The organism is Streptomyces sp. NPDC060205 (assembly GCF_042728395.1).
GTDB lineage: Bacteria > Actinomycetota > Actinomycetes > Streptomycetales > Streptomycetaceae > Streptomyces.
Map to the genome: position 1 here is coordinate 1 of NZ_JBHWZP010000322.1, position 10,238 is coordinate 10,238.

The window sequence follows — 10,238 nt, forward strand, 5'->3', positions numbered from 1 at the left end:
GCCCCGTAAGGGGCGCGGGGAACTGCGCGACCAGCCCCCACCGAGCCCGCACCCGACAGGAGCCCAGGGCTCGGATGCGTGCGGAAGCACCACAGCCGCCCGCGGCCCTCACGGAGCCCGCCGGTCCGTCACGGCGCTCGCGCCGCATCCCGCGTCCCTGAGAAACAGGCGCTGCGTCCGGCCTTCGCCCTGAAGGGGCGCGGGGAACTGCGCGACCAGCCCCCACCGGGCCCGCACCAGACAGGAGCCCGAGGTTCGGGCGAGTCCGGAAGCACCGCAGCCGCCCGCGCCCCTCACGGAGCCCGCCAGTCCACAGAGGCTGCGCTCAGCTTTCGCCCCGTAAGGGGCGCGGGGAACTGCGCGACCAGCCCCCACCGGGGCCGCACCCGACATGAGCCCGGGGCTCGGGTGCGTGCGGGAGCACCGTGCCCGGGGGCGGCTACTCCACGCCGATCAGTAGCAGGGCTCCCTGGTGGCCGCCCCGGTACACCACCGTGTCCACCGCCAGGTAGGACTCGCGGACCCTCGCTTCCAGGTGGTCGGCGATCGTCGGGGGCGCCTCGTCGCCCAGGACCAGGGTGACCATTTCGCCGCCCGCCGAGAGCATGCGGTTGAGGACCGACTCCGCGGTGGCCGTGACGTCCGAGCCGATCACGGCCACGTCGCCGTCGATGAGGCCGAGGACGTCGCCGGCCTGGCAGATGCCGGCCATGGTCCAGGACTGGCGTTCCGCGACCTCCACCTCGGCGTACCGCGTCGCGCCCGCCGCCGAGGTCATCGCGACCACGTCCTCGTCGAAGCGCCGCTCGGGCTCGTGCACGGCGAGCGCGGCGATCCCCTGCACCGCCGAACGCGTGGGGATCAGCGCGACCCGTACGCCCTCGGTGCGGGCCTGCTCGGCCGCCGCGGCGGCCGTGTGGCGCAGCTCGGCGTCGTTCGGCAGCAGGACGACCTCCAGGGCGTGGGCTCGCCGTACCGCGTCCACGAGCTCTCCGCTGGCCGGCGGCTCCCCGGGGCGCGCGAGAACCGTGGTGGCCCCCGCCTCGGCGTAGAGCCGGGCGAGGCCCTCCCCGGGCACGACCGCCACGATCGCGCGCTGCGCCCTCTCCCGGACCGGCCGGACCGTGGAGCCCGTGGTGTGCGCGTCGGCGGGACCGAAGTGCGTGATCCGGATCCGGTGCGGCCGGCCGGCCTCGACGCCCGCCTCCACGGCCGCGCCCGCGTCGTCGACGTGCACGTGCACGTTCCACAGCCCGTCCCCGCCGACCACCACGAGCGAGTCCCCGAGGGCGTCGAGCCGGTCGCGCAGCCGCGCCACGGCCGTGTCGTCCGCCTCCAGGAGGTAGATCACCTCGAAGGCGGGGCCGCTCTCGTCGTGGACGGGTCCGTGACCGGGGCCGCCGTCGGCGCACTCCCCCGTCTCGGCCCGCACGCGCGCGTGCGGCGCGAGTACCGGGACCGCGCCCATCGCGGGGGCCGCTCCGGTGAACGTCTCCACCAGCGCCCCCAGCACGGCCACCAGTCCCCGTCCGCCCGCGTCGACGACTCCGGCCCGTTCCAGGACGGCCAGCTGCCCGGGGGTCGCCGCGAGCGCAGCCCGTGCGCCCTCGTACGCGGCGCGTGCGATCACCGCGCAGTCCCCGTCGGCGCCGGAGGCCGCGTCGGCGGCGGCCGAGGCGACCGTGAGGACCGTGCCCTCGACCGGGTGCGCGACGGCCTGCCGGGCCGCGTCGGCCGCGTGCCGCAGGGCGAGCCGCAGGCCCGGGCCGTCGGTCCGCTCGGTGCCCGTGTCGGCGGCGAGCACCTGGGCCATGCCCCGCAGGAGCTGCGCGAGGATCGTCCCCGAGTTGCCCCGGGCGCCGATGAGCGCGCCGTGCGCCATGGCCCGTACCGCGTCGGCGAGGGTGGGCGGCTCGATCAGCGGCCCGTCGGACGCCCCCTTCTCGGATGCCGGCCCGTCGGACACAGGCCCGTCGGACGCGGGCCCGTCGGACGCCGGTCCCCCGAACACCTGCCCCCCGGACGGGCCGCCGACGACGGACATCGCCGCGTGCGCCGCGAAGACCGCCTCGACGGCCGCGGCGGCGGACTCGACGGTCAAATAGAGGTTGGTGCCGGTGTCCCCGTCGGCGACGGGATAGACATTGATCGCGTCGATCTCCTCGCGCGCACGGCCAAGGGCCTCCAGCGCGAGTCCGCACCAGGCACGTACCGCGGATGCGTCCAATGTCTGCGGCACCTGCGGCACCTGCGCCTCCTTGAGCAGCCGGTCCGAGCGGCCGGAGCGAGCGGCCGAACGTCCGACGCAGCGTAGACCCAGGTGGGGTGCCGGCCGGAAGAGGGCCGGGAGGGAGCCCGCGCGGGACATGGTAGTTTCGTTGTACGGACGCAGTCGTTGTATGCTGCTCCGGTTGCCCGATCTCATCGGGCCTTCCCCCTGGCAGCGCCACTCAGATCCTACGATCCTGATCCCGGCATGCCGGGATCCACCGTAAGAGCATCTGAAGTCTTTGGAGTGACCCGTGGCTGCCAACTGCGACGTCTGTGGCAAGGGGCCGAGCTTCGGCAACAGCATCTCGCACTCGCACCGCCGTACGTCCCGTCGCTGGAACCCGAACATCCAGCGCGTCCGTACCGTGGTCGGCGGGACGCCGAAGCGCGTCAACGCTTGCACCTCGTGCATCAAGGCCGGCAAGGTCTCGCGCTGACATCTGCACAGCGCGCAGCCACTGCTGGTCCACCGCTCAAAGCCGGTCCCCCTCACGGAGGACCGGCTTTCTGCTGTTCCCGGGCCGCTCGGCCCACCAGGACCTCCCGGCCCACCCGGCTACCCGGCCGCTGAGGTGAACCGCCAGCCGTGATCGACCGGGCCGATCCCGGCCCCGAGCGCGAATCCGGCCGCGATCGCCCCGGTGACGTACTCCTTCGCCGCCACGACCGCGTCCGGCACCGACCGCCCCCGCGCCAGCTCCGAGGCGATCGCGCTCGCGAGCGTGCACCCCGTGCCGTGGGTGTGCCGGTTGTCGAAGCGGGGCGCGCGCAGCCACAGCTCGTCGGTGCCGTCGGTGAGGAAGTCCACCGCGTCCCCGCTCAGGTGGCCGCCCTTGATCAGCGCCCAGACGGGCCCGTACGACAGCACGGCCTGGGCCGCCCGCCGCATCCCGTCCTCCGACTCGACCGTCACGCCCGTGAGCTGGGCCACCTCGTCGAGGTTCGGTGTCGCCACCGTGGCCACCGGGAGCAGCTTCGTCCGTACGGAGTCCAGGGCGGACGAGGCCAGCAGCGAGTCGCCGTGCTTGGAGACGCCGACCGGGTCGACCACGGCCGGCGCGTCGGTGCCGCCGATCAACTCGGCGACGGCCTCCACGAGTTCGGCGGAGGAGAGCATGCCGGTCTTGACGGCCTGGACGCCGATGTCGTCGACCACACTGCGGTACTGGGCCCGCACCGCCTCCACCGGCAGCTCCCAGGCGCCCTGCACGCCGAGGGAGTTCTGCGCGGTGACGGCGGTGAGCACGCTCATGCCGTGCACGCCGAGCGCGAGCATGGTCTTCAGGTCGGCCTGGATCCCGGCCCCGCCACCGGAGTCGGAACCCGCGACCGTCAGCACCCGCGGCGGAGTGCGGGAAGGGACACTCGGCGGGGTGCTCATGACTCGATGTCCCCGAAGTGGTCCCAGCCGCCCTTGCTGGTCCAGGGCGCCCCGTCGACCGTGACCTGGGGCAGCGCCGACGGGTTGAGGACCTCGCCGATCACCTTCCAGCGGGCGGGCAGTTTCACGTCCGACGGGAAGGTCGCGACGATCGCGTGGTCCTCGCCGCCGGTGAGCACCCACTGGATCGGGTCGACGCCGACGGCCTGACCGATGTCGTTCATCTGCGTGGGGATGTCCACGGCACCGGAGCGGATGTCGATACGTACCTTGCTGGCCTCGGCGATGTGCCCGAGGTCGGCGATCAGCCCGTCGCTGACGTCCGTCATGGAGGTCGCGCCGAGCCCGGCCGCCGCGGGACCCGCGTGGTACGGCGGTTCCGGGCGCCGGTGGGCCTCGACGAAGGCGCGCGGCGAGCGGAAACCGCGGGAGAGCACGGCGTGCCCGGCCGCGGACCAGCCCAGCCAGCCCGTCACGGCCACCACGTCGCCGGGCCGGGCGCCGGCTCGGGTCACCGGCTCGTGGTTGCGCAGATCGCCGAGTGCGGTGATCGCCACGGTGATCGTGTCGCCGCGTACGACGTCCCCGCCGACCACGGCCGCGCCCGCGACCTGGCACTCGTCGCGCAGGCCGTCCATCAGCTCGGAGGGCCAGGTGGCGGGCAGTTCGGCCGGAACGACCAGGCCCAGCAGCAGTGCGGTCGGCACCGCGCCCATGGCGGCGATGTCCGCGAGGTTCTGCGCGGCGGCCTTGCGCCCGACGTCGTACGCCGTGGACCAGTCGCGCCGGAAGTGCCGCCCCTCCAGGAGGATGTCGGTGCTCGCCACGACCCTGCGGTCGGGGGCGGCCACCACGGCCGCGTCGTCACCGGGCCCGACGCGTACCGCCGGGGTGGTGGTGAGCCGGGAGGTGAGCTCCTTGATGAGCCCGAACTCCCCCAACTCGCCCACGGTTCCCTTCACCGAGTCTCACCTGTTCCCTTCGTGCCCATGAACCGGGTTGCCTTGTCTGCTTGTGTCGCCGCTCAGCTGCGCTTCTGTTCCCGCGTCGGCCCGGCCGCGTCGCACGTGCGTCCGGTCGCGGACCGTCCGGTACCTCGGTACCGTCGAGTCAACCGTCAACCTGTGCCGTCCCTGCACCCTGGCGCGCAAGCCCCCGCTCCCGCAGGTCTCCCCGTGGCGTGCGGCGACGCGATACCGTGGCGTTCCTTTTCCCCACATGATCCTCGTGGCCGCCCTGGAGGTTCCGTGGTACAGGCGTACATCCTGATCCAGACGGAGGTCGGCAAAGCGTCGACCGTCGCCGAGACGATCAGCAAGATTTCGGGGGTGATCCAGGCCGAGGACGTCACCGGGCCGTACGACGTGATCGTGCGGGCCCAGGCCGACACCGTGGACGAGCTCGGCCGCATGGTGGTCGCGCGAGTCCAGCAAGTGGACGGCATCACCCGTACCCTGACCTGCCCGGTCGTGCACCTGTAGCCCCCGTCTACGCTGGGCCGGTGGACCTCTTTCGTCACCGGCGTGCCTCTCTGGTCGGGCTGCCCGCCCTCGTTCTGCTGATCGCTGCCACAGGCTGCTCCTCAGCAGACGACAACGCCCCGGCCGCGGTTCCCAGTCCGGGGGCGAAGGCCGCCAAGCTGTGCCGGAACCTGGACAAGTCGTTGCCACGGAAGGTGGACGGCCTCGATCGGGAGGATCCCGAGCCCCGGTCGGCGCTGACCGCGGGCTGGGGAAGCCCGGCGATCATACTGCGCTGCGGGGTGTCGCGGCCCGCGAAGATGGTCGACCCGAAGGTGGCCGACGGGAGCGATCCCGATGCGATCGGGGGCGGTGTGAACGGGGTGGGGTGGCTGATGGAGGAGATGGACGGCGGGGTGACCCGCTTCACCTCCGCTCAGCGGCGGGTGTACGTCGAGGTGACGGTGCCGTCCGGGCGGGACACGTCCGCTGTTCTCGTCGATCTGGCCGGGGCCATCAAGAAGACGATCCCTTTGGGGATCGCGGATTGATGGCCACGGCCGGTTCGTGCTCCGCCGGTGCGTTGTCGGGTGCGGGTGCGTCGTGGCTGGTGCTGCGCAGTTCCCCGCGCCCCTAAAGGCAAGGGCCCGGCGCCCATGAAGGCAGAGGCCCGGCCCCGTCCGAAGAAGCGAAGCCGGTACCCACGCCCCTCAGAGCAAAGCGGCTCTACCGCAAGCCCGTCGAGCGGCGCAGGGCCGCCTGGATCAGGCGGTCCACCAGTTCCGGGTACGGGACCCCCGTCGCTTCCCACATCTTGGGGTACATGGAGATCGGCGTGAAGCCGGGCATCGTGTTGATCTCGTTGATCACGAACTCGCCGTCCTCCGTGAGGAAGAAGTCCGCGCGGACCAGGCCCTCGCAGGACGCGGCCTCGAACGCCTCGACGGCCAGGCGCCGGATCTCGGCGGTCTGCTCGGGCGTCAGCGGGGCCGGCACGATGCCGGGCGTCGAGTCGATGTACTTGGCCTCGAAGTCGTAGTACGCGTGCGACTGCACCGGCGGGATCTCGGCCGGCACGGAGGCCCGGGGCCCGTCCTCGAACTCCAGGACCCCGCACTCGATCTCGCGGCCGCGCAGCAGCGCCTCCACGAGGATCTTCGGGTCGTGGTGCTGGGCCGCCGCGATCGCCTCGTCGAGACCGGACAGGTCCTCGACCTTGGTGATGCCGATCGACGACCCCGCGCGCGCGGGCTTCACGAAGAGCGGCCAGCCGTGCTCCCCCGCGAAGTCGATGATCTTCTTGCGGGCCGCCGACTCGTCCTGCTCCCACTCACGGGGCCGGATCACCACGTACGGGCCGACCGGCAGCCCGAAGGAGGTGAACACCCGCTTCATGTACTCCTTGTCCTGGCCGACGGCCGAGGCGAGCACGCCCGAGCCGACGTACGGGACACCGGAGAGCTCCAGCAGACCCTGAAGGGTGCCGTCCTCGCCGTACGGGCCGTGCAGCATGGGGAAGACGACGTCCACCTCGCCGAGCGCCTTGGGCACCGAACCCGGCTCGCTGTAGACCACTTCGCGGTTGGCGGGGTCGACGGGCAGGATCACGCCGCCCTCGCTCGACTCGGCGAGCGACTCGACGTCGGGCGTACGGCGTTCGGTGATCGTCATCCGTTCCGGGTCGTCGGCCGTGAGCACCCAGCGGCCCTCCCGGGTGATCCCGATCGGCAGGACGTCGTACTTGGTCCGGTCGACGGCCCGCAGGACGGCTCCCGCGGTGACCATGGAGATCCCGTGTTCGGAGCTGCGGCCGCCGAAGACGACGGCCACGCGCGGCTTGCGAGGCGGCTGCTCAGGGCTCTGGGGAAGGTTCTCGGTGCTCATATCGGGTTGAGAGTACCCGGTGGTAGGGCTCCGAGTCAGCGGCCCGTGGCGGGGTCGCTCAGTGCCGTTCCGGCTTGGCGGTGCGTGACATCAGTTCCTTGACGGCGACGACCGGCGGCTTGCCCTCGTGGACGATCTCGACGACGGTCTCCGTGATGGGCATGTCGACCCCGTGCCGGCGCGCCAAGTCCAGTACGGACTCGCAGGACTTGACGCCCTCGGCGGTCTGCTTGGTGACCGCGATGGTCTCCTGGAGGGTCATGCCCTTGCCGAGGTTCGTACCGAAGGTGTGGTTGCGCGAGAGCGGCGAGGAACAGGTCGCCACGAGGTCGCCCAGGCCCGCGAGTCCGGCGAACGTCAGCGGATCGGCGCCCATCCTGAGCCCGAGCCGGGTCGTCTCCGCCAACCCCCGCGTGATGAGGGACCCCTTGGCGTTGTCGCCCAGGCCCATGCCGTCCGCGATGCCGACGGCGAGACCGATCACGTTCTTGACCGCGCCGCCGAGCTCGCAGCCCACCACGTCGGTGTTGGTGTAGGGCCGGAAGTACGGCGTGTGGCAGGCGGCCTGGAGCCGCTGGGCGACCCCTTCGTCACTGCACGCGACCACGGCGGCGGCCGGCATCCGGGCGGCGATCTCCCGGGCCAGGTTGGGCCCGGTGACCACGGCGATCCGGTCGGCGCCGACCTTCGCGACGTCCTCGATCACCTCGCTCATCCGCATCGCGGAGCCGAGTTCGACGCCCTTCATGAGGGAGACGAGGACCGTGCCGGGCGCGAGCAGCGGCGCCCATTCGGCCAGGTTCTCGCGGAGGGTCTGCGAGGGCACGGCGAGCACCGTGAAGTCGGCGCCGCGGGCGGCCTCGGCGGCGTCCGTGGTGGCCCGCAGGTTCTCCGGGAGTTCGATGCCCGGCAGGTAGTCGGGGTTCGTGCGGGTGGAGTTGACGGCCTCGGCGAGTGCGGCCCGCCGTCCCCACAGCGTCACGTCGCACCCGGCGTCGGCGAGCACCATGCCGAAGGCGGTGCCCCATGATCCGGTCCCGAAGACGGTCGCCTTGACGGGCCTGCCGGATGTCGTCACTTGCCGTGCCCCTTTTCGTGCTCTGCCTCGGTCGTGTCCCGCGCGCCTGCTTCCCGCGCGGTCTTCTCCTGAGCGGCCGGTCCCCGGCGCGCGGTCAGTTCGTCGTGCTCGTCGTGCGCTTCCTGCTCGTCCTGCTCCCGGGTCCTGCGCCGCTGCTCGATCCGCACCAGGCGCGGGTCGTAGCGCGTGGCCGGCGCCTTCTCGCCGCGGATCAGCTCCAGCTGCGCGGTGATCGCGGCCATGATGACCTCGGTCGCCTCCTTCAGGAGGTCGGGGGTCATCTCCTTGTCGTAGAACCGCGAGAGGTCCACGGGCGGGCCGGCCAGCACGTGGTGCGTCTTGCGCGGGAAGAGGTCGGGCTTCTTCGCGTACGGGGCCAGCAGGTGGTTGGCGCCCCACTGGGCCACCGGGATCACCGGGCACCTGGTCTGCAGGGCGACCCGCGCGGCACCCGTCTTGCCGGTCATCGGCCACAGGTCGGGGTCACGGGTGAGGGTGGCCTCGGGATAGAAGGCGACGCATTCCCCGCGCTCCACGGCGTCGATCGCGGCCCGGTAGGCGCTGAGCGCGTCGGAACTCTCGCGGTAGACCGGGATCTGGCCGGTGCCCCGCATGGCCGCGCCCACGAATCCGCTCTTGAAAAGCCCGCTCTTGGCGAGGAAACGCGGAACCCGGCCGGTGTTGTACTGAAAGTGCCCGTACGCGAACGGATCGGCGTGAGAATTATGGTTCACCGCGGTGATAAATCCACCATCGGCAGGAATGTTCTCCATTCCACGCCAGTCCCGCTTGATCAGAACCACCAGGGGCGGTTTGACGAGGACCGCTGAGAAGCGGTACCAGAAGCCGATTCTGCGGCGGGACACGCGAACACCTTCCTCTTGGGCCTTGGGGGCCGCACAAGTGTCACCCCGGGCCGCCGGTCTGTCGAGAACACCGTACGCCCCGGCCTCGGCCCCTCTCCGGTGCCCGGGGGACAATGGGCGGGACCTGGGAGGGACGGAACGCTCGTGCAATGGATCATGGTCGTACCCCTCAAAGCCCTTGCGCGGGCGAAGAGCAGGCTCTCGGACACCGCGGCCGACGGTCTGCGCCCCGGGCTCGCCCTCGCCTTCGCACAGGACACGGTGGCCGCGGCGCTGGCCTGCCCGGAAGTCGCGGATGTGGCCGTAGTCACGGGCGACGCGCTTGCCGGACGCGAACTGGGGGCCCTGGGTGCCCGGATCGTCCCGGACGAGCCAGGGGGCGGCCTGAACGCCGCACTGCGGCACGCGGAGGCGGTCGTGCGCACCGCGAACCCGCGCACCGCGCTGGCCGCGCTGAACGCGGATCTGCCCGCTCTGCGCGCCGGCGAATTGGCCCGCGTCCTCACCGCCGCCGCCGAATTCCCCCGGGCTTTCCTCGCGGACGCCGCCGGAATCGGCACCACTCTCCTGGGCGCGTCCCCGGGCCACGAATTGCGGCCGGCTTTCGGAACGGATTCCCGCGCGCGCCATCGCGCCTCGGGCGCCGAGGAACTCCTCCTGACCGCGGTGGATTCCGTACGCCAGGACGTGGACACGGGCGCGGACCTCCAAGCGGCATTGACCCTGGGCGCAGGCCCCCGCACGAAGGCAGCAGCCCAACACCTCAAAGCAGCCTGACCCCCCAAAGGCACACGAGGAACGGCGCGACCAGCCCCTGGCGCCGGGCGCCCCAAAGGGGCGCGGGGAACTGCGCGACCAGCCCCCACTGACCCGCAGGTACCCACCAACGCCAGACACCCCAAGGGGCGCGGGGAACGGCGCGACCAGCCCCCACCGACCCGCACCCACCCACAGACCCCAGAAACCCCACCCCACCCCTCCCCTGCCCACCCTCCCCCGGCAAGGGAAACCGCATACCCTGCTGCCATGCAGGCGACCGCGTACACATACGACCCAGGAACCCGCACCGGCCAGGTGCTCCTGGACGACGGCACCCCCGTCCCCTTCGACGCCCCGGCCTTCGACAAGGGCGGCCTCAGACTGCTCCGTCCGGGCCAGCGCGTACGGATCGAGGTCGACGGCGAGGACGACCGCCACATCACCCTGGTGACCCTGCAGACCTTCTGAGCAAGCTCTTCCGAAGTCTCCGAAGTCTCCGAAGTCTCCGCAAACGCCGCGGGCCGGGCTCCCCCGTGGGC

General features: G+C 72.1%; 11 protein-coding genes. 5 read left to right on the top strand and 6 right to left on the bottom strand.

What is annotated here, in order from left to right:
• Positions 1-439: 439 nt before the first annotated feature.
• A complete protein-coding gene (locus ACFWGJ_RS36090) occupies positions 440-2,248 on the bottom strand; it encodes a DAK2 domain-containing protein (RefSeq protein ID WP_387333055.1) in 1,809 nt (602 codons plus the stop codon).
• A gap of 274 nt (positions 2,249-2,522) precedes the next feature.
• On the opposite strand from ACFWGJ_RS36090, the gene rpmB reads away from it, so the two are divergent.
• Positions 2,523-2,708: a 50S ribosomal protein L28 gene (gene rpmB, locus ACFWGJ_RS36095; RefSeq protein ID WP_149515409.1), complete on the top strand. Its 186-nt coding sequence runs from the start codon at positions 2,523-2,525 to the stop codon at positions 2,706-2,708.
• A gap of 119 nt (positions 2,709-2,827) precedes the next feature.
• Here the strand turns inward: rpmB and thiD are convergent, their stop codons facing one another.
• Together thiD and ACFWGJ_RS36105 are read right to left on the bottom strand one after the other, a co-directional pair.
• A complete protein-coding gene (thiD, locus tag ACFWGJ_RS36100) occupies positions 2,828-3,652 on the bottom strand; it encodes a bifunctional hydroxymethylpyrimidine kinase/phosphomethylpyrimidine kinase (RefSeq protein WP_387333057.1) in 825 nt (274 codons plus the stop codon).
• Positions 3,649-4,614: a thiamine-phosphate kinase gene (locus ACFWGJ_RS36105; protein ID WP_055517840.1), complete on the bottom strand. Its 966-nt coding sequence runs from the start codon at positions 4,612-4,614 to the stop codon at positions 3,649-3,651. Before ACFWGJ_RS36105 ends, thiD begins: the two co-directional genes overlap by 4 nt.
• 285 nt (positions 4,615-4,899) lie before the next feature.
• Here ACFWGJ_RS36105 and ACFWGJ_RS36110 point away from each other — a divergent pair, with 285 nt between their 5' ends.
• Both ACFWGJ_RS36110 and ACFWGJ_RS36115 read left to right on the top strand, forming a co-directional pair.
• Complete coding sequence (locus tag ACFWGJ_RS36110) at positions 4,900-5,133, top strand: Lrp/AsnC ligand binding domain-containing protein (protein WP_107021925.1); 234 nt, start codon at positions 4,900-4,902, stop codon at positions 5,131-5,133.
• A 20-nt stretch (positions 5,134-5,153) separates the two neighbouring features.
• Positions 5,154-5,663: a DUF3515 domain-containing protein gene (locus tag ACFWGJ_RS36115; RefSeq protein ID WP_387333060.1), complete on the top strand. Its 510-nt coding sequence runs from the start codon at positions 5,154-5,156 to the stop codon at positions 5,661-5,663.
• A gap of 175 nt (positions 5,664-5,838) precedes the next feature.
• Here the strand turns inward: ACFWGJ_RS36115 and ACFWGJ_RS36120 are convergent, their stop codons facing one another.
• The 3 genes from ACFWGJ_RS36120 to ACFWGJ_RS36130 are packed head-to-tail and all read right to left on the bottom strand — an operon-like array spanning position 5,839 to position 8,940.
• A complete protein-coding gene (locus ACFWGJ_RS36120) occupies positions 5,839-6,996 on the bottom strand; it encodes a D-alanine--D-alanine ligase family protein (protein WP_387333062.1) in 1,158 nt (385 codons plus the stop codon).
• Between the two features lie 58 nt (positions 6,997-7,054).
• Complete coding sequence (locus ACFWGJ_RS36125; RefSeq protein ID WP_387333063.1) at positions 7,055-8,074, bottom strand: NAD(P)H-dependent glycerol-3-phosphate dehydrogenase; 1,020 nt, start codon at positions 8,072-8,074, stop codon at positions 7,055-7,057.
• On the bottom strand, positions 8,071-8,940 hold the full coding sequence (locus ACFWGJ_RS36130; RefSeq protein ID WP_387333065.1) for a lysophospholipid acyltransferase family protein: 870 nt from the start codon (positions 8,938-8,940) through the stop codon (positions 8,071-8,073). Before ACFWGJ_RS36130 ends, ACFWGJ_RS36125 begins: the two co-directional genes overlap by 4 nt.
• Positions 8,941-9,084: 144 nt before the next feature.
• On the opposite strand from ACFWGJ_RS36130, the gene cofC reads away from it, so the two are divergent.
• Positions 9,085-9,717 carry a 2-phospho-L-lactate guanylyltransferase gene (gene cofC, locus ACFWGJ_RS36135; RefSeq protein ID WP_387333068.1) on the top strand — a complete coding sequence of 211 codons (633 nt, stop codon included), beginning with the start codon at positions 9,085-9,087 and terminating at the stop codon, positions 9,715-9,717.
• A gap of 249 nt (positions 9,718-9,966) precedes the next feature.
• Entirely contained in the window at positions 9,967-10,167 is a 201-nt protein-coding gene (locus ACFWGJ_RS36140) for a hypothetical protein (protein ID WP_387333069.1), read from the top strand.
• Positions 10,168-10,238: the final 71 nt, after the last annotated feature.

Bases quoted from the DNA above. Each gene is read 5' to 3' on its own strand.
- ACFWGJ_RS36140 (WP_387333069.1), top strand. From the start codon at position 9,967: ATGCAGGCGACCGCGTACACATACGACCCAGGAACCCGCACCGGCCAG.
- ACFWGJ_RS36120 (WP_387333062.1), bottom strand. From the start codon at position 6,996: ATGAGCACCGAGAACCTTCCCCAGAGCCCTGAGCAGCCGCCTCGCAAG.
- thiD (WP_387333057.1), bottom strand. From the start codon at position 3,652: ATGAGCACCCCGCCGAGTGTCCCTTCCCGCACTCCGCCGCGGGTGCTG.